Origin of the sequence: Streptomyces sp. NPDC059534, assembly GCF_042743475.1 — a bacterium.
In the GTDB taxonomy this organism is placed as follows: Bacteria; Actinomycetota; Actinomycetes; order Streptomycetales; family Streptomycetaceae; genus Streptomyces.
The window spans coordinates 58,973-80,900 of record NZ_JBHWAQ010000026.1 but is presented as its reverse complement, the minus strand read 5'-3'; the positions used below and the strand labels follow the sequence as shown (position 1 = coordinate 80,900).

Sequence of the window (21,928 nt, the reverse complement as noted above, 5' to 3'; positions counted from 1 at the left end):
GTGCGGCTCGGTCGCACGCCCGGGGTGCGGCTCAGCCGCGCAGGGTCCTGGCGAGGCCGCGGCGCAGCCGGGCGGTGCCATAGCGGGACGGGGCCGGCGCCCCGCCGGGCAGACCGAGCTGGGTCAGCCGCTCGGCCGTGAAGTGGTGCGCGGTGCCGGGGTCGGCATGGTGGGCGGCCAGGAAACGGGTGGCCTCCGCCCGGAGCCCCGGGTGGATCTTGTGCCGCATGCAGTAGCCGACGGCCCGGACGAGGGGCGTGAGCGACTCCGGGGCCGTGCCGGGGACGGCGGGCTCCTCCCCGCGCTCCAGGTCGGCCACGAGGTGGTGGACGACGGTGAGCGGGATCCGGTTGCTGTTCTCGAAGGGCGTGAGGCGTTCGAGGACCTCGGCCGTGCCCACGCGCGCGATGGGGATGCCGTAGTACACGGCGGCGGTGAGCATCGCCGTGGAGAAGCAGCCGACGACGAGCGAGGGCCGGCAGCGCTCGTAGAAGGTCTCGGCGAGCAGCGGACCGTCGAGGACGGTCAGCCGGACGCCGGACCGCTCCGCCTCCTCGTGGAGGGCCTGGGAGTAACGGGCGGGTGCGGTCGGGTGCGGCTTGAAGACGACCGAGCGGTGCCCGGCGGCCGCGGCCCCGCGCAGCATCCGTACGTGCAGCTCCTCCTCCTCCTCGGCGGTGAGCAGGGCGAGGGCGGCGAGGTACTGGCCGAGCAGGAGGGCGGTGGCTCCGGCGGCGGCCGTCCGGGCGATGCCCGGGTCGTCGGCCGCCTCCTCGGCGATCTCCGCGAGGACCGCGCGGAAGGCGCTGTCGGGGACGATCTCGGGCTCCACTCCGTACTCGCTCAGGAGGAGGGGCCGGAGCCCCGGCACCAGGTCGAGGTGGAGGACCCGCCGGACGCGGCAGGCGATCGACTGCGCGAGGTCGGAGCGGGTGGGGCCGTAGCTCATGAGGCCGTCGGCGTAGACGTGCACGTCGCTCTCGGGGAACGCGCCGGCGAGTGCCTTGGCGGGGTTGACCTGGATGGACTCGACGATCAGCTCCACCGGGGCGGCGCCGAGGCCCCAGGCGGTGCGCAGCACGCGCTGCCAGAGCGGGGCCTCCTCGGGGCGGGGGGCCCAGCCGGCCGGGTGGTACGGGTGGATGGTCTCGTTCCAGTCGAGGGCGGCGTCGAAGCGGGCGGCGATCCGGCCGTACCCGGTCATGCTCTCCAGGCGCAGCGCGGTCTCGGGGATCTCGGCGTTGTGCGAGAGCAGCAGGATCCTGCGGGCGTCCTCGCGGGGGCCGAACCGTCCGGCGTCCAGGGCGGCGGCGAGCGTGGCGGCGCCGTACAGGGTGGAGACCTGGAAGAGCTGGACCGGGCGGCCGTCGGTGCTCACGTCCGGCGCCGTCGCGGAGGCGGGGGCGGATGCCGTGTCGGGGGCCATGGTTCAGGCGGTCCTTCCGGTGTCGCGCAGGCTCCGCAGGAGGGTGCTGCGCGGGGTGTCCATGGTGGCCAGGGTCTCGTCGAGGACCCGCTGCGGCATCCGGTGCAGAGCGTCGCGGACGTCGGCGCGCAGCCGTCGGGTGACGGCGGGCTCGTACGTGTCGGCCTTGCCCATGTGGAAGGCGATCATCGCGCAGTAGGTGCGGACCGCCTTCGGCAGGAACCGGTCCGCCTCCGCGTCCCGGGAGACGTCGTCGAGCAGCAGGTCGTACGAGGGGATGAAGTCCAGCTGGCGGTTGTCGGTGATCTGGGTGAGGGAGGTGGTGACACCCCGCCGGTAGAAGACTCCGTGCAGGGAGAGCGCCGCGAACGTACGGGCCTTGAGGTGCAGCCGCCAGATCCAGAGGCGGTCCTCCGCCGTTCTGAGGGACGTCTCGAAACGCGAGGCGCCGTTCTCGAAGAGGCGTCCGGCGTAGATGCCGAAGGGGACGAACGGGTAGTCCACCATCGTCACCATGCTGGCCGGCGAGATGCCGTCCCTGGGATCCATCACCGCGTCACGGCGCTTGGCCGGCGCATAGCGGATCTGCCGTTTCCGGCCTTCCGAGAGGACGTGGTCGGTGCGGGCGAAGTCGCAGTCCAGACGGGAGATCCCGGCGACGGCGGCGCTCAGGTGGCCGGGGGCGTACCAGTCGTCCCCGTCGAGGAAGGTGAGGTAGTCGCCGCGCGCCGCGTCGATCCCGGTGTTGCGGGCCTGGGCGACGCCGAGGTTCGTCTCGTGCCGGATGACGGTGGCGTTCGGGAGGCGGTCGCGCCAGCGGTCGAGGATGTCCGGGGTGTCGTCCGTCGAACAGTCGTCGATCAGCAGGAACTCGAATTCCGGATCAGCGTTGCGGGCGAGACTGCGCAGGGTGTCGGGCGCGTACGCCCCGACATTGTGGAACGGTACGACAACGGACAGTTTCGGCACTCGGAATCCCCATGCTGATGCGAACAGGTGAACGCCGCTCGGGTGCACGTCGCTCGGGTGAGCGCCGCACGTCGAACGTCGCTACGGCGGGCAGGTTAGTCGTCGGCTTTTCCGGGCGAACGATCCGCGCGTGCACTCCGGGTGAACTCTTGCCGTCTCCCGAGGACACCCGTCACGGCCAGGGCGAGGAGCGCCGCCGCGCCGACGGCGCCGCCGAGCCGGAGCCCCGGGGGCCGGAAGGAGCAGCGGACCGTCGTCGCCCGCCCGTCGAGGGGGACGGCGACGAGACCCTCGTACGCGCGCGCGGGGCGGAGGTCCGCCTCCCCGGCGGCGCAGCGCCAGCCGGAGACGCGGGGTGCGGCGAGCACGGCGACACCCGTACTGCCCGGCGGCAGTTCGGCCGTGACGGTGTGTCCGGTGGCACGCACGCGCGTGGCACCGGTGGTGGTGAGCTGTCGTACGGCGGCGTCGAGGCGGGTGCGGACCAGGCAGCCGACGGGTTGCCGGGGCAGCCGGACGCGGGCCTCGGGGTCCAGGTCGATCCGGACCTCGCCGGTGGCCGGCACGGTGCCGAGCGGTCGCATGGGGGCGCGTACGGACGGCGGCTTGCCCTCGAACTCCACCGGCGCGCCGCCCGCGAGGGTCGCCGCGCCCCGGTACTCGGGCGCCCAGAACCAGACCTGGGAGCCCGCCGGGCAGCGGGTGGTGAGGGTTCGTCCGGCACGGCGCGGGGCGGACGGCAGCTCGTACACGTCGGTGCCGAGCAGCCGTTCCTGCCGGGCGAAGGCGGAGTCCCCGGGGTGCGTGGCCGGCCGGGTCGACGGCCGGACGGTGACCAGGGGAGGCACGGGGGTGGTGGTGGCGGTGACGGTCGCCCGGGGCGGCACGTCCTGCCGTACCGGCTCCGCGGGCCGCGAGCGGATCCGGGTGCCGATGGAGAACAGGGCGTCCGTCACGGGGTTGTCGAGGCTGACCGGATGCCGGCCCTTGGCGTAGTGGCCGAAGCCCAGGGCGTCGAGGGTGCGGGAGGTGACGTCGGCGGTGAGGCTGCTGTAGTAGTCGGCGCCCTGCCCGCCGACGAGCAGGACGTCGTTGCCGCCGGGAACCTCCCCGGGGTCCGTACGGTGCAGGGGCCAGGCGTCCGCCCGTGCCACTTCGCGGGCCACGTCCTCGTGCCAGGGACCGATCCGGGGCGACCAGGAGACCTCGCTCCGCTGCTGCTCCTCGATCCGCTTCCCGGTGACGGCCGCCTCGCCGGCCTGGGCGGCGACCAGCAGCACCACGGCCAGCACCGGCAGCACGCGCGCCTGGCTCCGGCGGTCGCCCGCCCGTGCGAGCAGGACGGCGGCCAGCGCCAGGACGGCGGCGGTACCGAAGGCGGGGAAGGTCCACCGGTCGATGTCGACGCTCCCCCGCGCCGCCCGTGCCAGGAGGCCCAGCAGCGCGCCGCCCGCGAGGAGCGCGGCCGGCCGGGGCACGCCACGGGCGGCCGAGAACCAGGCCCCGATGAGCAGCAGCCCGCACAGGACGAAGGTCTGACGGTACGGAATGCCGTTGGGCGAGGCGCCCGCGTGCCAGAGCAGATGGGTGGGCTCCCACTGGAGGGAGAGCGTCACCAGGAGGATCGCGGCCGTCCACCCGGCCCGTACGCGCGCGGGGACGGCCCCGTTGAAGGGCAGGGTCAGGGCGAGGGCGAGCGCGGGCGTGCCGATGAAGAGGGCGGGGCTGGCCACGCTCGCGGTCGCCGGCAGGAATCGGGCGAGGACGTCCGTCCAGGCGGCGGGCGCGAAGGTGGTCTCCGGGGTCGGGTCGGCGACCTTGGTGGCGACGAACACGACCACGACGAGCGGGGCGGCGAGGCCGATCCCGATGAGCACGCTCCGGGCGGCGCGCAGCATCCCGGCGACGCGCTGCCGGGCGGTGGCGGTCTCCTCGGCGGTGAGAATCCGGACGACGAGGACGACGGCCGCGCCCAGGGTCGCCATGTACGCGGTGTAGAAGTTCGCGATCCAGGCGAGGCCGACGACGAGCGGGCCGAGGACGGGCCGGCGGCCGGTGCGGGCCCACTCGCCGACCAGGCAGAGCAGCGGGAAGGCGACGAGCCCGTCGAGCCACATCGGGACGGTGGCGCCGTAGTTGAAGGTCCAGCCGGAGAGGGCGTAGGCGGTGCCGAGCACCGCGGCGACCGGCCAGGGGCCGGGGCGCAGCCGCAGGAGCAGCAGCGCCATCGCGGCTCCGGCCGCGGTGATCTTGGCGGCGGTGACGACGTAGAGGGCGAGTTCGATCCGGTCGGCCGGGAAGGCGACGACGAGCAGATCGAAGGGGCTGCTCAGATAGGTGCCGATGTCGCCGAGGAAGTTCGCCCCGAAGCCGGAGTTCCAGTTGAGGAAGGCGTCCCCGTGGGTCTCGCCGAGGAGGAGGGCGCGCCAGTAGGCGTGGTACGGCAGGTACTGCTGGCCCAGGTCGACGATGTTCCTGGTCACCGGCCCGAAGGGGTAGCTGCGGGACAACCGGCCCGCGAGGCAGAGCAGGACTGCGGTGAGCAGGGCGGCGGCGAGGGGCGCGGCGACGGCCGGGTTCCGCGGTCCCCGTCGCGGGCCGCCGGGCCGCCCGCCCGTCCCGTCCCCGACCTTGTCCTCGTCGAGCACGGTCTCGGCGGCGGGTGGCACACGTCCTCCAGGGGGCGCACGGAGCGGGCAGGCGCCCGGAGGTGAAGTCGTCGCGGGCCGACCGCCATTACCGCCGAGGCGGGCGACCCGCAACCGATCACCAGACGGGCTTCCGGCACACCCCGGGTGAACTCCCGGTGCCACGCGCGCCCCACGCGGACTCCCCCGTGGCGGGCCCCCGCGCGGACTTCCCCGTGCCGGGCCCCGCACGGACTTCCCCTTGCCGGGCCCCCACGCGGACTCTTCCCGTTCCGTGCGCCCCGGCGGACTCGTCGGCGCCGCGCACCCCCGTACCGCTCGCGCCGCTGGGGGGGGTCAGCCGGCCGGCGTCAGGGCGACGAGGTCGTCGACCGTGCGGGCCACGGTGCCGAAGAGGTCGGAGACCGTCGTCAGGGCGGCGGCCTGGAGGGCGTCCGACGACAGGACGGTGCCGTCCGGGGCCTCCAGCGGGCGGGTGGCGGTGGCTTCGGCGACCACGGTGGGGCGGAAGCCGCGGTGGAAGGCGCCCTGCGCGGTGAAGAGGACGCACATGTGCGTCATGAACCCGGCGACGACGAGGTCGCCGCCGACGCCGAGGCCCTGGAGGGTCTCCTGGAGGTCCGTGGCGTGGAAGGCGTCGGGGAACTGCTTGACGACCACCTTCTCGCCCTCGATCGGGGCGACCTCCTCGCTGATCGCGCCGATCTCGGCCCGGATGTCGTACGGGGTGCCCTCGCCTCCGTCGTTGACGACGTGCACGACGGGTGCGCCGGCGGCACGGGCGGCCGCGAGCAGCCGGGCGCCGGCGGCGAGCGCCTCCTCGGCCCCGTCGAGCCGCATGACGCCGGAGCGGTAGGTGTTCTGGAAGTCGATCATGAGCAGGGCGGACCCGGCCAGGCGCGGGAGTTCCTGAGGCAGGCCGATCACATCGCGCAGGGTGGTGGACGCGGTCATGGCGGGGTTCCCTTTCGACGGATGAGGAGGAGGGGTGTTTCTTACGCTAACACAACTCGTAATCATTGATAACAACGCTCCGTGCCGCAGCCCCGCACCACCGCGAACGCCCAGGTCCGCACTGTTAGCGCTGTTATCGTGGGCGCCATGTCGACGGCACGAGAGCGCATCCTGGAAGCCACCGGGGAACTGCTCGCCACCAAGGACGCCCTGGCCATCTCGACCCGGGCCATCTGCGACCTGGCGAAGGTCGGCATGCCCGAGATCTACCGCCAGTTCGGCGACAAGCAGGGACTGCTCACGGCCGCGGCCGACATCGGCTTCGAGCGCTTCCTCGCCGACAAGCGGCGCAACCCGCTCACCGACGACCCGGTGGCGGACCTCCGCACCGCCTGGGACAGCCACGTCGGGTTCGCCCTGCGCAACCCCCACCTCTACCGGCTGATGTTCACACCGACGGGCGACGCCAAGCCCCAGGCGATCCACGAGGCCCGGGCGATCCTCCTGAAGGCCGTCGAACGCTGCCGTGACGCCGGACGCCTGCGCACGGCCCCCGAACTCGCCGGCCAGACGATCCTCTCCGCCAACGTGGGCGTGTGCATGATGGCGCTCTCCTTCCCCGAACTGTTCGGGGATCCCGCCATCTCGTGGTCGGTACGCGACGCCGTGATCGGCAAGGTCACCGGCGACGAGCGGGAGGACACCCGGATCGGCACCGCGACCGTCCTCGCCCAGGCACTCGTCGGCACCCTCACGGGCAGCGCGCCCGTCGACGGCGCGGCCCTCGACCGCCTGACCGACGCACTGCGCCCGCCGGCCGGGCCGACCTCGGAGCCGTAGGCACCGCGGCGCGGACGACAGGCGCCAGGTGTCCAGCGCCAGGCGCCCCGGCGTCAGGCGTGGTTGACCGGGAGGACGTCCGGGGAAAGAGCACCGGCGTGGGCCGAGGCCGAGGTCATGCGGCGGCGGTGGTGACGGCGGCAGAGGACCTCGTAACCGATCTCCTCCGACGGCCGGTGCACGTCCCCGACGACGACCTGCTCGCCCTCGACGACCATCTCGCCGCCGACCGTGCGGGCGTTGTGCGTGGCCCGCGCGCCGCACCAGCACAGGGCCTCGACCTGGAGCTGCTCAAGCCGGTCGGCCAGCTCGATCAGCCGCTGCGAGCCGGGGAAGAGCTTGGTCCGGAAGTCCGTCGTGATGCCGAAGGCGAAGACGTCCATGCCGAGGTCGTCGACGATACGGGCGAGCTGGTCGATCTGGTCCGGGGCGAGGAACTGCGCCTCGTCCACGATCACGTAGTCCGCCTTGCCGCCCTGGGACAGCTGGCCGACCAGATAGGCGTAGAGGTCCATGCCCTCGCCTGCCTCGACCGCCTCCGTCACCAGGCCGAGCCGGGACGAGAGCTTGCCCTCGCCCGCCCGGTCGTCACGGGTGAAGATCACGCCCTGGAGCCCGCGGGCCGACCGGTTGTGCCCGATCTGGAGGGCCAGGGTGCTCTTCCCGCAATCCATGGTTCCGGAGAAGAAGACCAGCTCGGGCATGACGGGTCGGGACCTTTCAGGTCGTGGGAGGGGGTGGGGAGGGACGTGGGGGTCAGGAACGCACTTCGAGCAGCGGGACGAGCTGCTCGGCGGGGGTCATCGACCCGTGCATCCCGGCCATCGCGGACTCGTGGGGCTCGTTCACGGAGGCGGTGATCGCCACGTCGTCGTGGGCCGCGGCGACGACGTCGCCGATCCGCCCGTACACGCGCTCGTCGATCTCGTCCCCGAACCAGCCGAGGGAGATGGCCTCGTCGCGGCTCGCGACCCAGAACTGCTCGCCGACGACCTCGCGCCAGCAGGTGAGGACGTCCGCCTCGGCCCCGGGCACCGCGTAGACATGGCGGGCGCGGCCCTCGCCGCCGAGAAGGGCGACGCCGGCACGCAGCTCCCAGTCCTCGTCGAAGTCGATGCGGTGCTCGTCGTCGAAGGGGATGTCGACCATGCCGTGGTCGGCCGTGACGTACAGCGCGGTGCGGGGCGGCAGCTGCTCGGCGAGCCGCTGCACCAGCCGGTCGACGAACATCAGCTGGCCGCGCCAGGCGTCGGAGTCGATGCCGAAGCGGTGCCCGGCACCGTCGAGTTCGCTGTAGTACGTGTAGACCAGCGAGCGGTCACCGGCGGCGAGCTGCTCGGCGGCGAAGTCCATGCGCTCCTCGCCGGAGAGCCGCCCGTGGAACGTTCCGCCGCTGAGCGCGACCTTGGTGAGCGGGGTCTGCTCGAAGATCGGGGAGGACACCTGGGCGGTGTGGATCCCGGCGTCGTGCGCGAGCTGGAAGACCGTCGGGTACGGCTGCCAGACGCGCGGCGCGGTCCACGGCTTCCAGCGCAGCTGGTTCATCAGCGCGCCGGTCGCGGGGTCGCGCACCGTGTAACCGGGCAGCCCGTGCGTACCGGGGTAGCGGCCCGTGCCGACGGAGGCCAGCGAGGTCGCCGTGGTGGCGGGGAAACCGGCGGTGATCGGCCGGCCCGTACCGCCCCGCGAGGAGCCGAGGAGCGAGGTCAGGCAGGGGGCCTCGTCCGGGTGGTCCTTGATCTGCTCCCAGCCGAGGCCGTCGATCAGCAGGACGCAGTTCCGGTCGGCCGGGGCCAGCTCCGCGATCCGCGGCTCGAAGCCGGGCACGCCCTGACCGGCGACCAGCGTCGGCAGCAGGTCGCCCAGCGAGCCGAAGGTGTACTCGGGCACCGGCGCGCTCTCGGGCGCGAGCGGGACCGGGTCGTCGGGCCAGCCATGGGGCATCGCGGTGGGCTGCGCCATCAGCGGGTGGGCGCGGCGGTCGCCGCGATGGCTTCGGAGAGCGCCTGGGCGAAGGCGAGCGTCTGCCGGACGGTGTCCGGGCCGTCGCCGGCCTCGCTGACCCGCAGGGAGAGGTCGTCGGCCGTGGCGTTGCCCGTGTAGCCGTGGTCGGCGTCGCAGTTGGAGTCGCCGCAGGCGGCGGGCTCCAGGTCGATGCGCGAGACGGCGCCCCAGCCGATGGTGAGGACGACCTCGCGGGGCAGCGTGCCCGGCGTGTACGACTCCGGGTTGGCGACCACGCGGCTGACGACGACCGACGAGATCCGGTCCAGCTTCACGGACTCGGTGGACGTCGTGGCGTACGGCGTCGGCGAGCTGGTGTCGGCGGCCTGCTCGTCGGTGTGGCTCACGACGAAGCGGTGCGGCGTCAGGACGAGGACGGTGACGTGGCGCCGGACCTCGTTCGCGTCGAAGGTGGTCTCCTGGTGGACCACGTACGACGCGACGGCCTCACCGCCGACGGCGGCCTCCACCGCCTCGGCCACGAGGGCCGGGTAGTAGCCGCTGCGCTCGATCGCCGCGCGCAGCCCCTGGGTCGTCGTCCCGCTCTTTGCCATGGACTCCATCCTACGGGGCCGTGGGCCCCCTCCGGCCCCGTCAGTAGCTGGGCAGGCTGCGGGGACCGAGGTCGGTTCGGGGCGGGGGCGGGGCCAGTCGGACGGTGGCGCCGAGGACGGAGAGCCCGCGGGGGGCCACCACCACCGGCTCCAGGGAGACGGCGACCACCTCGGGGTGGTCGTCGACCAGCCGCGAGACCCGCAGCAGCAGCTCCTCCAGAGCCGGGGTGTCGACGGGTGCGGAGCCGCGCCAGCCGAAGAGCAGGGGCGCGGTGCGCAGGGACCGGACGAGTTCGGCCACGTCCCGGTCGGTGGCCGGTACCAGCCGGTGTGCCGTGTCGCCGAGCAGCTCGGAGGGCGCACCCGAGAGGCCGAAGGAGAGGACGGCGCCGACGGCCGGGTCGATGGCGGAGCGGACGACGGTGTCGACGCCCCGGGGCACCATCGCCTGGACGACCGGCTGGAGCTCCTCCGGCTTGCCGAGGACCTCGGTCAGTTCGGCGTACGCGGTGCGGAGCTGCTCCTCCGAGGCCAGGTCGAGGCGGACGCCGCCGAGGTCCGGGCGGTGGCGCAGATGCGGTGCGGTCGTCTTCAGCGCGACGGGGTAGCCGAGGCGGGCGGCGGCCGCGACGGCGGTGTCGGGGGTGGGCGCCGGCAGGGTCGGCAGGACGGCGATCCCGTACCGCGCGAGCAGTTCCCCGGCCTCGTCCGTGCCGAGGGTCACACCGCGGGTGTCCGCGTCGTCGCCGTCCTTCTCGCCGAGCACGCGCGCGATGAGCGCGGCGGCCCCCGCCTCGTCGATGTCCTCGTACTCCGGCACCCGTCCCGGTTCGGCCGCCTGCCGCCGCCACTGCCCGTACCGCACGGCCTCGGCCAGCGCCCGCACGGCCCGCTCGGCGGCGGGGTAGGCGGGGATGGTGGCGGGCGCGGGAGCCTCGCCGCCGGCGGCGAGGGCTTCGGCGGCCTCGGGTGCGGGATCCGCGTGAGGGGCGTCGGTGCGGGGTGGCGAGGCGGTCGGCGGTTCCGCGGACGCCGTCGGAGTCGGGGACGCCGTGAGGGTCGGGGGCGCCGTGGCCGCCGGGGGCGTCGTGGGGGGCGGGCCGTCGGTGCCCTGCGGTGCCGTGGCCGGGTCCGGCCGGCGGCCGGCGGCGGGCCGCGGTGCGGCCGTGGTGCCGGCGCGGCCCGTCGGGACCGGCCGGGTGCTCGTCGCGACGGCCAGGGCCTCGGCGAGGCCGCCCATCTCGACGTGGACGACGACGACGGGCTTGGTGGGCGCGGGCGCGGAGGCGACGGCCTCGCGGAGGGCTGCGGCGAGGACCTCTCCGTCGCCGAACTCGGTGGCGCCGTTCTCGCCGACCCAGGGGATCGCGGTGACGACCACCGCGTCGGACGTCTCGTCCGCCAGCGCCGCCGCCAGGGCGTCCCGGAAGTCCGCCGGTTCCGCCGCCGTCGTCAGGTCGAGCGGCCGGAGCGGACGCAGCCCCTCCGTCAGACAGGCGTCGTACGTGAGGAGGCCGAGCGACTCGGAGTTGCCGAGGATCGCGACGCGGGGTCCGGCGGGCAGCGGCTGGGCGGCGAGGAGGAGTCCGGCGTCGACGAGTTCGGTGACGGTGTCGACGCGGATCACGCCGGCCTGCCGGAGCAGCGCGGAGACCGTGGCGTGCGGGATGCGGGTGACCGGCACCCGGTGGCCGGGCGGGGCGCTGCCGCTGTGCCGGGCGCCCTTGACGACGACGACCGGCTTGACGGCGGCGGTCCGGCGGGCGAGCCGGGTGAACTTGCGGGGGTTGCCGATCGACTCCAGGTAGAGGAGGACGACGTCGGTGCCGGGGTCGTCGTACCAGTGCTGGAGGAAGTCGTTGCCGGAGACGTCGGCGCGGTTGCCGGCCGAGATGAAGGAGGAGAGGCCCGCGCCCCGCCGGTGGAGCCCGGCGAGGAGGGCGATGCCGATGGCGCCGGACTGGGTGAAGAGCCCGATGCGGCCGGCGGCCGGCATCTGCGGGGCGAGGGAGGCGTTGAGCCGGACGTCGGCGGTGGTGTTGATGATGCCGAAGGCGTTCGGGCCGATGATCCGCATTCCGTACGAGCGGGCCTGCCGGACGAGCCGGCGCTGCCGTTCCCGGCCCTCGGCCCCGCTCTCCGCGTATCCGGCGGAGAGCACGACGATGCCCCGGACGCCGTGCTCGCCGCAGTCGGCGACGGCTTCCGGGACGCGTTCGGCGGGGACGGCGACGATCGCCAGGTCCACCGGTTCCCCGATGGCGCCGACGGACGGGTGGGCGGGGACGCCGTCGAACTCCGCCGCCTCGCCGCCGAGCGCGGCGTTCACCGCGTACACGCGTCCGGTGAAGCCGGCCCCGATCAGGTTGCGGAGCACGGTCCGGCCGACGCCGCCGGGTGCGCGTCCGGCGCCGACCACGGCGACGGAGCGCGGGGTGAGGAGCCGCTGCACGGAGCGCGCCTCGGCGCGCTGCTCCCGCGCGCGCTGGACGGCGAGGGAGCGGTCGGTGGGTTCGAGGTCGAGGTGGAGCCGTACGGAGCCGTCCTCGAAGCTGCGCTTCTGGGTGTAGCCGGCGTCCGTGAACACCTTGATCATCTTGTTGTTGGCGGGGAGCACCTCCGCGGCGAAGCGCCGGATGTCCCGCTCGCGCGCCACGGCCGCGATGTGTTCGAGGAGGGCGGAGGCGACGCCCCGGCCCTGGTGGGCGTCCTGGACGAGGAAGGCGACCTCGGCCTCGTCGGCCGGCGAGGAGGCGGGCAGCCCCCGGGCGTCGATGCGGTCGTAGCGGACGGTGGCGATGAACTCGCCGCCCACGGTCGCCGCGAGTCCCACCCGGTCCACGAAGTCGTGGTGGGTGAAGCGGTGGACGTCCTTGGCCGAGAGGCGCGGGTAGGGGGCGAAGAAGCGGTAGTACTTCGACTCGTCCGAAACCTGCTCGTAGAAGCTTACGAGCCGGTCGGCGTCGTCCGCGGTGATGGGCCTGATGCGCGCGGTGCCGCCGTCGCGGAGGACCACGTCCGCTTCCCAGTGGTCGGGGTAGGCGTGCTCCGGTGGTGCCGGCGGGGCCGGTCGATCCGCCGCTTCCGACTGCTCCGACGCGCTCTGCATGGGGTCAGCCTACGGCCGCGACACGACCGTGGCATCGCTCGCGCGGCGGGTGCGCGCCGTGCAAGGTAGGGAGGGCCGAAGGGCGGTCCGATCCGGGCCGAAGGTCGGCGCGAGCACCACGCAGCACATGAGAGACTGGTCTAGACAACCCGCTTGAGACTTGAAGGGCAACACCATGGCTGAGCGCCGCGTCAACGTCGGCTGGGCCGAGGGCCTGCACGCCCGCCCCGCGTCCATCTTCGTCCGTGCCGCCACGGCTTCCGGCGTTCCGGTGACGATCGCCAAGACCGACGGCTCCCCGGTGAACGCCGCGTCCATGCTCGCGGTGCTCGGTCTGGGCGCGCAGGGCGGCGAGGAGATCGTCCTGGCCTCCGACGCCGACGGTGCCGAGGTCGCCCTGGACCGTCTCGCGAAGCTGGTCGCCGAGGGCCTGGACGAGCTCCCCGAGACCGTCTGATCCACGCCCGTACGGATTCCGATCGGATTCCGCACACCGAAAAGCCGTGACTGCCCAAATCGAGGCGGTCACGGCTTTCGCATTTCCGCGAAAGCCTGTTTCCGGGCAGCACGAACAGCGTCCGCCGAATTCCTCTTCTTTGTATACGGCGGCCGCGTTAATTCCGGACGCTCGCCGTGTTGACGACATGTTGCGAAACCCTCACACGGCCGCGCTCCGATGTTTTGAGCCGGTGCAGCGGCAGCGTGCGCTCCGCGTGCAGCGCGGTCAGCCCCCTGGCCCGCTCGGCGTCACCGCGCGCCACCGCGTCCACGATCGCGCCGTGCTCGGCCCAGACCTCCACCGGCTGGGCGGGCTGGTCCACCGTGTACATCCACGCGATCTTGTGGCGCAGCTGGGTGAGCAGCGCCGTCAGGGCCGGGCTGCCGGAAGCCTGCGCGAGCGTCTCGTGGAACCAGCCGCCCAGCGAGCGCAGATCCTCGCCCTGGCCCCGCCGGGCGCGCTCCTGCCCCAGCCTGACTAGGCCGCGCAGCACCTTGAGGTGGGCGTCGGTGCGCCGTTGCGCGGCCCGGGCGGCCCCCAGCGGTTCCAGCAGCGACCGCATGTCGAGGAGGTCGGCCGCCTCCTGCTCCGTGGGCTCGGCGACATGCGCGCCCGCGTGCCGGCGGGTGACGACGAAGCCCTCGGACTCCAGGGTGCGCAGGGCCTCACGGACCGGGACGCGGGAGACCCCGTACCGGCGGGCGAGCTGTTCCTCGGTCAGCCGGCTGCCCCGCTCGTAGACACCGGAGACGATGTCGTCCCGGATCGCCGTGCATACCGAGTGCGCGGGAATGCGCATGTCCGACCTCCGCCTTGGTCCGCGCGAGACAATTCGAGCGGCGCCTGTTCTGCGCCTGATCTTCGACTCTATTGCAGCGCGCCGGAATTTCCGATGCCCCAGGGAAATCCATGATGTTACTCGGCCGCCGGCGGGTCAGCGAAAAGCCCCGGCTCAGTACGAGCCGGGGCTTTTGCGACGCGAGGTGCGGCGGGCTGCGGTCAGACCGCGACGCCGCGGGCGCGGAGGTACGCGACCGGGTTGATGTCGGAGCCGTACTCCGCGGTGGTGCGCGCCTCGAAGTGGAGGTGCGGGCCGGTGGAGTTGCCGGACGAGCCGGAGACGCCGATCTGCTCGCCGGGCTCGACGGTCTGGCCGACGTGGACCCCGATGGAGGAGAGGTGCCCGTACTGGGTGAACGTGCCGTCGTTCATCCGGATGACGATGTTGCTGCCGTACGCGCCGCCCCAGCCAGCCTCGACGACGGTGCCGGAGCCGACGGAGACGACCTGGGTGCCGTAGGCGGCGTGGAAGTCGACGCCCGAGTGGCTGCCGGAGGACCAGAGCGACCCGCCGGTCTTGTACCCGGTGGAGACGTACGAGCCGGCGACGGGGAGCTGGAAGGAGTTCAGGCGGCGGCGCTCGGCCTCGCGGGCGGCGCGCTCCCGCTCCAGTCGGATCTCCTTGGCGCGGGCCTCGGCCTTGCGCTTCGCCTCGGCCTGGGCCTTCGCCTTGGCGACGGCCTCGAACGCCTCCCGCTCCTGGGCGGCGGCCTGCGCGTTGAGCCGGTCCGCGAGGGAGTCCTCGGTGATCACCTGGGTGAGGCCGGTGTCCTCGGCGGAGCGGTTGTCCGTGTCGGCGGCGAGCGCCGGGGAAGCGAGGGTTCCGATGACGCCGGTGGTGGCGAGGGTCGCGACGCCGGCGATGCCCACGCCGCGGCGCGCCATCCGGCTCGGAGCACGATGCTTCCCGGTGGCACGGGTGAACGCCATGTAGAGGCTGGTCCTTTCCTTCCTTCTCGCCTACCGGGTTAGCTGACGGGTTCGGAGCAGGAAGGTCTCCTACGGGCCCCTCCGTACGAGACGAAGGCGTCCGATTCACCCCAGGGACTTCATATGGGTCCCCGGCTCCCCAGGCTCGCGCCTGACGGGGACTCGGCGATGACTGTCCGATGCCGCGGCTGCGGCACGTGCAACTGACGAACAGCCGCACCGACGCTATGCGGATCGTCTTTCAATCACCAACCAGACACGCTTTTTGTAAGACATGCCACAGGGCATACGCCAACCTTTACCCTCAATACGGACAAAGGGGAGGATCCCGGCGAACACACCGCCGGGGTCCTCCCGTTGCCACGTCGGGGCCGGAATCAGCCGGTCACGACGGTCACTTCACCGATGCCGAGCGCCCGCACCGGCTCCGCGATCTGCGCCGCGTCACCCACGAGCACCGTGACGAGCCGGTCCACGGGGAAGGCGCTGACCACGGCAGCGGTCGCCTCCACCGTGCCGGTCTCGGCGAGACGCGCGTACAACTGCGCCTGGAAGTCGTCCGGAAGGTGCTGCTCGACCTGGTCGGCGAGCGTCCCGGCGACGGAGGCGGCCGTCTCGTACTTGAGCGGCGCGACCCCCACCAGGTTCTGCACGGCGGTCTCGCGCTCGGCGTCCGTGAGCCCCTCGGCGGCGAGGGTGCGCAGCACCTGCCACAGGTCCTCGAGCGCCGGACCGGTGTTGGGGGTGTCGATGGAGCCGCTGATGGCGAGCATCGCGGCGCCGTTCCCCCCGGCGTCCGAGCGGAGGACCTGGCCGAAGGCCCGCACACCGTACGTGTAGCCCTTCTCCTCGCGCAGGACCCGGTCGAGCCGCGAGGTGAGGGTGCCGCCGAGGCAGTACGTGCCGAGGACCTGGGCCGGCCAGACGACGTCGTGCCGGTCGGGACCGACCCGGCCGATGAGCAGCTGGGTCTGGACGGCGCCGGGACGGTCCACGATGACGACCCGTCCGGTGTCGTCGGCGGTGATCGACGGCATGGGGAGCGGCTCGGCCGGCTCACCGGTCCAGGCGCCCAGCGTGTCCGCGAGGACCTTGTCGAGGTCGACCCCGGTCAGGTCGCCGACGACCACGGCGGTGGCGGTGCCGGGCCGGACGTACGCCTCGTAGAAGGCGCGGACGGCGGCCGCGTCGATCGCGGCGACGGTCTCCTCGGTTCCCTGGCGCGGCCGGGACATCCGGGACTCGGCCGGGAAGAGCTCCTTGGAGAGCTGCTTGGCGGCGCGGCGGCTCGGGTTGGCCGTCTCGTGCGGGATCTCGTCGAGACGGTTGCGCACCAGGCGCTCGATCTCGGTGTCCAGGAACGCCGGCGCGATCAGCGCCTCGGAGAGCAGCCCGAGCGCCTTGGGCAGCCGGGAGACGGGAACCTCCAGGGAGACCCGTACGCCCGGGTGGTCGGCGTGCGCGTCGAGCGTGGCGCCGCACCGCTCCAGCTCGGCCGCGAACTCCTCGGCGCTGCGCCGGTCCGTGCCCTCCGAGAGCGCGCGGGCCATGATGGTGGCGACGCCGTCGAGCCCGGCGGGCTCGGCGTCCAGCGGGGCCGGCAGGAAGATCTCCACGGCCACGACCTGCTGGCCGGGGCGGTGACTGGTCAGCAGCGTCAGTCCGTTGTCCAGCTTCCCCCGGTCCGGGGCGGGGAACGCCCAGGGCCTGGCGACCCCCGGCTCCGGCTGCGGGTGGAAGTCCATGCTCGTCAAAGACGCGGCAGCGTCGGTCACTGGTCCGCCCCCTCTTCCTCGTCGCTGTCGCTCTCGTCGGCGGTCACCGGCTCGTAGACCAGCACCGCGCGGTTGTCGGGACGCAGCCGGGCCGCGGCGACCGCCTGCACCTCCTCGGCCGTGACGGCCAGGACCCGGTCCACGGCCGTCAGGGCCAGCTGCGGGTCGCCGAACAGCACGGCGAACCGGCACAGTTCGTCGGCACGGCCCGCGACGGTGCCGAGCCGGTCCAGCCACTCGCGCTCCAACTGGGCCTGCGCGCGCTCCATCTCCTCGGACGTGGGGCCCTCCGCGGCGAACCGGGCGAGCTCCTCGTCGACGGCCGCCTCGATCTGCGGGACCTCGACGCCACCGGAGGTCTTCACGTCCAGCCAGCCGAGCGAGGGCGCGCCGGCCAGCCGCAGCAGGCCGAAGCCGGCCGCCACGGCCGTGCGGTCGCGGCGGACCAGCCGGTTGTGCAGGCGGGAGGACTCGCCACCGCCCAGGACCGTCAGGGCCAGGTCGGCGGCGTCGCACTTGCGCGTGCCGTCGTGCGGCAGCCGGTAGGCGGCCATCAGCGCCCGGGCCGGTACCTCCTCCTCGACGACCTCGCGCAGCTGCTCGCCGATGACCTCCGGAAGGGAGCCGTCGCGCGGGGGCCGCTTGCCGTCGTGCTGGGGGATGGAGCCGAAGTACTTCTCGATCCAGGCGAGGGTCTGCACCGGGTCGATGTCACCCACGACGGACAGCACCGCGTTGTTCGGCGCGTAGTACGTGCGGAAGAAGTTCCGCGCGTCCTCCAGCGTCGCCGCGTCCAGGTCGGCCATGGAGCCGATCGGCGTGTGGTGGTACGGGTGGCCCGCCGGGTAGGCCAGCGCGGTGAGCTTCTCGAAGGCCGTGCCGTACGGCACGTTGTCGTACCGCTGGCGGCGCTCGTTCTTGACGACGTCCCGCTGGTTCTCCATGGACTCGTCGTCCAGGGCGGCGAGCAGCGAGCCCATGCGGTCGGCCTCCAGCCAGAGCGCGAGCTCCAGCTGGTGCGTGGGCATGGTCTCGAAGTAGTTGGTCCGCTCGAAGCTCGTCGTGCCGTTGAGCGAGCCGCCCGCACCCTGCACCAGCTCGAAGTGACCGTTCCCGTGGACCTGCTTCGAGCCCTGGAACATCAGGTGCTCGAAGAGATGGGCGAGGCCCGTGCGGCCCTCGACCTCGTGGCGCGAGCCGACGTCGTACCAGAGGCAGACCGCCGCGACCGGGGTCAGGTGGTCCTCCGACAGCACCACACGCAGGCCGTTCGCCAACCGGTGCTCGGTCGCTGTCAGGCCGCCGGAGCCGGCCTCGGCCGTGGCCGTGTGACCCATGGGCATGTACGTCCCTTCGATCGCGATGTGAAAAAGTCCTGCCACTGTATGCAAGCGCGCCGACACCTGGCGAAGTTCCCGCCCGGTCCTGATGTCCCTCTTCCGGGTCGCGGTCGGCGTTGTCGGTGGCACGGTCCACAATGGTCCGCGTCAGATCAACCTTGTTGGTGAAGGAGCCGCAGCCGCGATGGCCCGCCGCAGCACGAAGACACCGCCGCCGGACGACGCGTTCGAGGAGCGAATCCTCGACATCGACGTCGTCGACGAGATGCAGGGCTCCTTCCTCGAGTACGCGTACTCGGTCATCTACTCGCGCGCGCTTCCCGACGCCCGCGACGGCATGAAGCCCGTACAGCGCCGCATCGTCTACCAGATGGGCGAGATGGGGCTCCGCCCCGACCGAGGGTTCGTCAAGTGCGCCCGCGTCGTCGGCGAGGTGATGGGCAAGCTGCACCCGCACGGCGACGCGTCGATCTACGACGCCATGGTCCGCATGGCACAGCCGTTCTCCATGCGACTGCCCCTCGTCGACGGCCACGGCAACTTCGGTTCCCTCGGCAACGACGACCCGCCGGCCGCCATGCGGTACACCGAGTCGCGGATGGCCCCGGCCGCGCTGCTCATGACCGAGTCCATCGACGAGGACACGGTCGATTTCACGCCGAACTACGACGGTCAGGAGCAGGAGCCGGTCGCGCTCCCCGCCGCCTACCCGAACCTCCTGGTCAACGGCGCGTCCGGCATCGCGGTCGGCATGGCGACCAACATGCCGCCGCACAACCTCGGCGAGGTGATCGCGGCCGCCCGGCACCTGATCCGCCACCCGAGCGCCGACCTCGAGACCCTCATGCGGTTCGTGCCCGGCCCCGACCTGCCCACCGGCGGCCGGATCGTCGGCCTCTCCGGCATCAAGGACGCGTACCAGTCGGGCCGCGGCTCCTTCAAGATCCGCGCCACGGCGACCGTGGAGACGGTGACGGCCCGCCGCAAGGGCATCATCGTGACCGAGCTGCCCTTCACGGTCGGCCCGGAGAAGGTCATCTCCAAGATCAAGGACCTGGTCGGCTCCAAGAAGCTCCAGGGCATCGCGGACGTCAAGGACCTCACCGACCGCAGCCACGGCCTGCGTCTCGTCATCGAGATCAAGAACGGCTTCGTGCCCGAGGCCGTCCTGGAGCAGCTCTACAAGCTGACGCCGATGGAGGAGTCCTTCGGCATCAACAACGTGGCACTGGTCGACGGGCAGCCGCTCACCCTCGGCCTCAAGGAGCTCCTGGAGGTCTACCTCGACCACCGCTTCGAGGTCGTCCGGCGCCGCTCCGAGTTCCGCCGCACCAAGAAGAGCGACCGCCTCCACCTGGTGCTCGGCCTGCTCGTCGCGCTGCTCGACATCGACGAGGTCATCCGCCTCATCCGGGAGAGCGACAACTCCGCGCAGGCCAAGGAGCGCCTGATGGAGCGCTTCTCGCTGAGCGAGATCCAGACGCAGTACATCCTGGACACCCCGCTGCGCCGCCTCACCAAGTTCGACCGGCTGGAGCTGGAGACCGAGCGCGACCGGCTCACCGGCGAGATCGACGAGCTGACCGGCATCCTCGACTCCGACGCGGAGCTGCGCAAGCTCGTCTCGGCGGAGCTGGCCGCGGTCGCCAAGAAGTTCGCCACCGACCGGCGGACGGTGCTGCTCGAGTCCGCCGGCGCGCCCGTCGCGGCCGTGTCCCTGGAGGTCGCGGACGACCCCTGCCGGGTGCTGCTCTCCTCGACCGGCCTGCTGGCCCGCACGGCGACGGCCGAGCTGCCCCCGGTCGACCCGGACGCCGCACGGGTCAAGCACGACGTGATCCTGTCCGCCGTGGCGGCCACCCAGCGCGGTGACGTCGGGGCGGTGACGTCGGCCGGCCGACTCCTGCGGATCGCGGTGATCGACCTGCCGCAGCTCCCGGACACCGCGAGCGCCCCGAACCTGGCGGGCGGCGCCCCGCTGTCGGAGTTCCTGTCCCTGGAGGCCGACGAGACGGTGGTCTGCCTGACCACGCTCGACGAGTCCTCGCCGGGCCTGGCCCTCGGCACGCTCCAGGGCGTGGTGAAGCGCGTCGTGCCGGACTACCCGGCGAACAAGGACGAGCTGGAGGTCATCACCCTCAAGGACGGTGACCGGATCGTCGGCGCGACCGAACTCCGGACGGGCGAGGAGGACCTCGTCTTCATCGCCTCCGACGCCCAGCTGCTGCGCTACCAGGCGTCGCAGGTACGGCCCCAGGGCCGTCCGGCGGGAGGCATGGCGGGCATCAAGCTGACGGCGGGCGCCGAGGTGCTCTCGTTCACCGCGGTCGATCCTGCGGCGGACGCCGTCGTGTTCACCGTCGCGGGCTCCACGGGCACCCTCGACTCCTCGGCGGGTACGTCGGCGAAGCTGACCCCCTTCGACCAGTACCCGCGCAAGGGCCGCGCCACCGGCGGCGTCCGCTGCCAGCGGTTCCTCAAGGGCGAGGACGTCCTGATCCTCGCCTGGGCGGGCACCACCCCCGCGCGTGCCGCGCAGAAGTCCGGCGCCCCGGTGAGTCTGCCCACCCCGGACCCGCGCCGCGACGGCTCGGGCACCCCGCTCCCCCAGCCGGTCGACGTGGTGGCCGGCCCGGCGAACTAGGGACTGTCCGGACAGGGCCTAGCCCTGTCCGGACACCCCCTGGGGCTCGTCCGGCTGGTCCTCCGTCCGCTGCACGTACCGCAGGACGCCCCACATGCCGTGTTCGTCGGGGGCGTCCTGCGGGCCGTTCAGCTCGCAGGCGGCGAGTTCCTTGCGCAGGCCGGCCGCGTCGATGCCGGAGCCGATCAGGACGAGCTGGGTGAGCCGCTCCTCGCCCTCGGGCCACGGCTCGGGGTAGAAGCGCAGGAAGCGGCCGACGGCGTGGACGGCGTAGCGGTTGGCCGGGTCGGCGGCCCCGAAGTCGACGAAGCCCTTGATCCGGTAGAGACCCTCGGGCCTGCCGTCCAGGAAGGCCATGAGCCGACGCGGGTGGAGCGGGACGGAGGCCGCCAGCGAGACGGTCTCGTACTCCGCGTGCGGGTGGGCCTGCGGGTCGTCCTCGCCGTACAGGATGTCCTCGATGGACATCTGCCCCTCGATCTCCCCGTCGGGCACGACACGGTCGAACAGCAGCTCCGGGTCGATCCGCCCGTGCCGGGCGTCGACCACCACGGCCTTGCCCGCCAGCCCGCGCACCGTCCCGTGGACGGCCCGCAGCTCGTCCTCGGAGACCCGGTCGGCCTTGTTCACGACCACGAGGTCCGCGATCGGCAGATGCCGGTCGGTCTCGGGGTGCCGCTGCCGGGTGGCGGAGAACTCGGCCGCGTCCACGACCTGGACGAGCCCCCCGTACACGATCCGCTCGTTCTCGCTGGCGAGCACCATGCGGACCAGTTCCTGGGGCTCGGCAAGGCCGCTCGCCTCGATGACGATCACGTCGAGCCGGGACGAGGGCCGGGCCAGCACCTCCAGGTACTCGTCGAGCTCACTGGCGTCCACGGCACAGCACAGACACCCGTTGCCCAGCGAGACCGTGGAGCCGACCTGCCCGGCGACGGTCATCGCGTCGATCCCGATGTCCCCGAAGTCGTTGACCATCACTCCGATACGGGTGCCCCGGGCGCTGCGCAGCACATGGTTCAGGAGCGTGGTCTTCCCCGCCCCGAGAAACCCGGCCAGAACGACGACGGGGATCTGCTGCGTGCTCAAGGGACGTGCCTCCGGTTCCTTCGTACCCCACGGCCGTGGGAAACCCCCAGAATAGGCAGCCCCCACCACCCACCCCCTCGAACCGGCCCCGCCCCTCCGTGCGGGCCATCCCCCCGCAGGCCGGGCCCGAGCCCGCCGCACCCCCCGTGTGGGCAGCCCCGCAGTGCGGGACACCCCCCCCGGGTGGGCAATCGTCCCGCAGGGCGGGACGGGTGGGCACACGGGACCCCGCCCCCGGCGGCACCTCCACGGCCGGGCCCACCGCAGGCCGGGCGCACCGCACGCCGGGCGCACGATAGGCAGGGCG

The 21,928-nt window shown here is 73.0% G+C and carries 16 protein-coding genes and 1 riboswitch; of the genes, 3 read left to right on the top strand and 13 right to left on the bottom strand.

Features of this window, described 5'->3' with window-relative positions:
- Positions 1–31: 31 nt before the first annotated feature.
- The 4 genes from ACFVZH_RS27895 to ACFVZH_RS27880 form a co-directional block, all read right to left on the bottom strand.
- A complete protein-coding gene (locus tag ACFVZH_RS27895; RefSeq protein ID WP_384901418.1) occupies positions 32–1,426 on the bottom strand; it encodes a polysialyltransferase family glycosyltransferase in 1,395 nt (464 codons plus the stop codon).
- Positions 1,427–1,429: 3 nt separating this feature from the next.
- Positions 1,430–2,395 carry a glycosyltransferase family 2 protein gene (locus ACFVZH_RS27890; RefSeq protein ID WP_384901417.1) on the bottom strand — a complete coding sequence of 322 codons (966 nt, stop codon included), beginning with the start codon at positions 2,393–2,395 and terminating at the stop codon, positions 1,430–1,432.
- A 95-nt stretch (positions 2,396–2,490) separates the two neighbouring features.
- Complete coding sequence (locus tag ACFVZH_RS27885) at positions 2,491–5,064, bottom strand: YfhO family protein (RefSeq protein WP_384901415.1); 2,574 nt, start codon at positions 5,062–5,064, stop codon at positions 2,491–2,493.
- A 315-nt stretch (positions 5,065–5,379) separates the two neighbouring features.
- Positions 5,380–5,997 (bottom strand): isochorismatase family protein, encoded by a 618-nt coding sequence (locus ACFVZH_RS27880; protein ID WP_384901413.1) that lies wholly within the window; start codon positions 5,995–5,997, stop codon positions 5,380–5,382.
- Between the two features lie 147 nt (positions 5,998–6,144).
- On the opposite strand from ACFVZH_RS27880, the gene ACFVZH_RS27875 reads away from it, so the two are divergent.
- Positions 6,145–6,837: a TetR/AcrR family transcriptional regulator gene (locus ACFVZH_RS27875; RefSeq protein WP_384901411.1), complete on the top strand. Its 693-nt coding sequence runs from the start codon at positions 6,145–6,147 to the stop codon at positions 6,835–6,837.
- 53 nt (positions 6,838–6,890) lie between these two features.
- On the opposite strand, the gene ACFVZH_RS27870 is transcribed toward ACFVZH_RS27875, so the two are convergent.
- Genes ACFVZH_RS27870 through ACFVZH_RS27855 form a run of 4 tightly spaced genes read right to left on the bottom strand, consistent with a single transcriptional unit; the run spans position 6,891 to position 12,504 of the window.
- The gene (locus ACFVZH_RS27870) at positions 6,891–7,541 is read right to left on the bottom strand and encodes a thymidine kinase (protein WP_384901409.1); all 651 of its coding nucleotides are present in this window, start codon (positions 7,539–7,541) and stop codon (positions 6,891–6,893) included.
- A gap of 52 nt (positions 7,542–7,593) precedes the next feature.
- Positions 7,594–8,799 (bottom strand): alkaline phosphatase family protein, encoded by a 1,206-nt coding sequence (locus ACFVZH_RS27865; RefSeq protein ID WP_384901407.1) that lies wholly within the window; start codon positions 8,797–8,799, stop codon positions 7,594–7,596.
- Positions 8,799–9,395 (bottom strand): DUF5998 family protein, encoded by a 597-nt coding sequence (locus ACFVZH_RS27860; RefSeq protein ID WP_384901406.1) that lies wholly within the window; start codon positions 9,393–9,395, stop codon positions 8,799–8,801. Before ACFVZH_RS27860 ends, ACFVZH_RS27865 begins: the two co-directional genes overlap by 1 nt.
- A gap of 40 nt (positions 9,396–9,435) precedes the next feature.
- The gene (locus tag ACFVZH_RS27855) at positions 9,436–12,504 is read right to left on the bottom strand and encodes a GNAT family N-acetyltransferase (protein WP_384901404.1); all 3,069 of its coding nucleotides are present in this window, start codon (positions 12,502–12,504) and stop codon (positions 9,436–9,438) included.
- A gap of 175 nt (positions 12,505–12,679) precedes the next feature.
- On the opposite strand from ACFVZH_RS27855, the gene ACFVZH_RS27850 reads away from it, so the two are divergent.
- The gene (locus ACFVZH_RS27850; RefSeq protein WP_384901402.1) at positions 12,680–12,961 is read left to right on the top strand and encodes an HPr family phosphocarrier protein; all 282 of its coding nucleotides are present in this window, start codon (positions 12,680–12,682) and stop codon (positions 12,959–12,961) included.
- Positions 12,962–13,118: 157 nt separating this feature from the next.
- On the opposite strand, the gene ACFVZH_RS27845 is transcribed toward ACFVZH_RS27850, so the two are convergent.
- From ACFVZH_RS27845 to ACFVZH_RS27830, 4 genes are all read right to left on the bottom strand, one after another.
- Positions 13,119–13,802 carry a GntR family transcriptional regulator gene (locus tag ACFVZH_RS27845; RefSeq protein ID WP_384901401.1) on the bottom strand — a complete coding sequence of 228 codons (684 nt, stop codon included), beginning with the start codon at positions 13,800–13,802 and terminating at the stop codon, positions 13,119–13,121.
- Between the two features lie 200 nt (positions 13,803–14,002).
- Positions 14,003–14,773: a M23 family metallopeptidase gene (locus tag ACFVZH_RS27840; protein ID WP_384901399.1), complete on the bottom strand. Its 771-nt coding sequence runs from the start codon at positions 14,771–14,773 to the stop codon at positions 14,003–14,005.
- Positions 14,774–14,785: 12 nt separating this feature from the next.
- A riboswitch (cyclic di-AMP (ydaO/yuaA leader) is annotated at positions 14,786–14,951 on the bottom strand.
- A 199-nt stretch (positions 14,952–15,150) separates the two neighbouring features.
- Positions 15,151–16,518 carry a M16 family metallopeptidase gene (locus ACFVZH_RS27835; protein WP_384901503.1) on the bottom strand — a complete coding sequence of 456 codons (1,368 nt, stop codon included), beginning with the start codon at positions 16,516–16,518 and terminating at the stop codon, positions 15,151–15,153.
- A 26-nt stretch (positions 16,519–16,544) separates the two neighbouring features.
- The gene (locus ACFVZH_RS27830; RefSeq protein ID WP_384901501.1) at positions 16,545–17,885 is read right to left on the bottom strand and encodes a M16 family metallopeptidase; all 1,341 of its coding nucleotides are present in this window, start codon (positions 17,883–17,885) and stop codon (positions 16,545–16,547) included.
- Between the two features lie 187 nt (positions 17,886–18,072).
- Here ACFVZH_RS27830 and ACFVZH_RS27825 point away from each other — a divergent pair, with 187 nt between their 5' ends.
- Complete coding sequence (locus tag ACFVZH_RS27825; RefSeq protein ID WP_384901397.1) at positions 18,073–20,532, top strand: DNA topoisomerase (ATP-hydrolyzing) subunit A; 2,460 nt, start codon at positions 18,073–18,075, stop codon at positions 20,530–20,532.
- Positions 20,533–20,550: 18 nt separating this feature from the next.
- On the opposite strand, the gene ACFVZH_RS27820 is transcribed toward ACFVZH_RS27825, so the two are convergent.
- Positions 20,551–21,621, bottom strand: coding sequence for a CobW family GTP-binding protein (locus tag ACFVZH_RS27820; RefSeq protein ID WP_384901395.1), 1,071 nt, complete (start codon positions 21,619–21,621; stop codon positions 20,551–20,553).
- Positions 21,622–21,928: the final 307 nt, after the last annotated feature.

Excerpts from the sequence above, each read along its gene's own strand:
- ACFVZH_RS27830 (WP_384901501.1), bottom strand. The coding sequence starts at position 17,885 with ATGGGTCACACGGCCACGGCCGAGGCCGGCTCCGGCGGCCTGACAGCG.
- ACFVZH_RS27850 (WP_384901402.1), top strand. The coding sequence starts at position 12,680 with ATGGCTGAGCGCCGCGTCAACGTCGGCTGGGCCGAGGGCCTGCACGCC.
- ACFVZH_RS27880 (WP_384901413.1), bottom strand. The coding sequence starts at position 5,997 with ATGACCGCGTCCACCACCCTGCGCGATGTGATCGGCCTGCCTCAGGAA.
- ACFVZH_RS27845 (WP_384901401.1), bottom strand. The coding sequence starts at position 13,802 with ATGCGCATTCCCGCGCACTCGGTATGCACGGCGATCCGGGACGACATC.
- ACFVZH_RS27875 (WP_384901411.1), top strand. The coding sequence starts at position 6,145 with ATGTCGACGGCACGAGAGCGCATCCTGGAAGCCACCGGGGAACTGCTC.
- ACFVZH_RS27895 (WP_384901418.1), bottom strand. The coding sequence starts at position 1,426 with ATGGCCCCCGACACGGCATCCGCCCCCGCCTCCGCGACGGCGCCGGAC.
- ACFVZH_RS27835 (WP_384901503.1), bottom strand. The coding sequence starts at position 16,518 with ATGGACTTCCACCCGCAGCCGGAGCCGGGGGTCGCCAGGCCCTGGGCG.
- ACFVZH_RS27860 (WP_384901406.1), bottom strand. The coding sequence starts at position 9,395 with ATGGCAAAGAGCGGGACGACGACCCAGGGGCTGCGCGCGGCGATCGAG.
- ACFVZH_RS27855 (WP_384901404.1), bottom strand. The coding sequence starts at position 12,504 with ATGCAGAGCGCGTCGGAGCAGTCGGAAGCGGCGGATCGACCGGCCCCG.
- ACFVZH_RS27865 (WP_384901407.1), bottom strand. The coding sequence starts at position 8,799 with ATGGCGCAGCCCACCGCGATGCCCCATGGCTGGCCCGACGACCCGGTC.
- ACFVZH_RS27825 (WP_384901397.1), top strand. The coding sequence starts at position 18,073 with ATGGCCCGCCGCAGCACGAAGACACCGCCGCCGGACGACGCGTTCGAG.
- ACFVZH_RS27870 (WP_384901409.1), bottom strand. The coding sequence starts at position 7,541 with ATGCCCGAGCTGGTCTTCTTCTCCGGAACCATGGATTGCGGGAAGAGC.
- ACFVZH_RS27840 (WP_384901399.1), bottom strand. The coding sequence starts at position 14,773 with ATGGCGTTCACCCGTGCCACCGGGAAGCATCGTGCTCCGAGCCGGATG.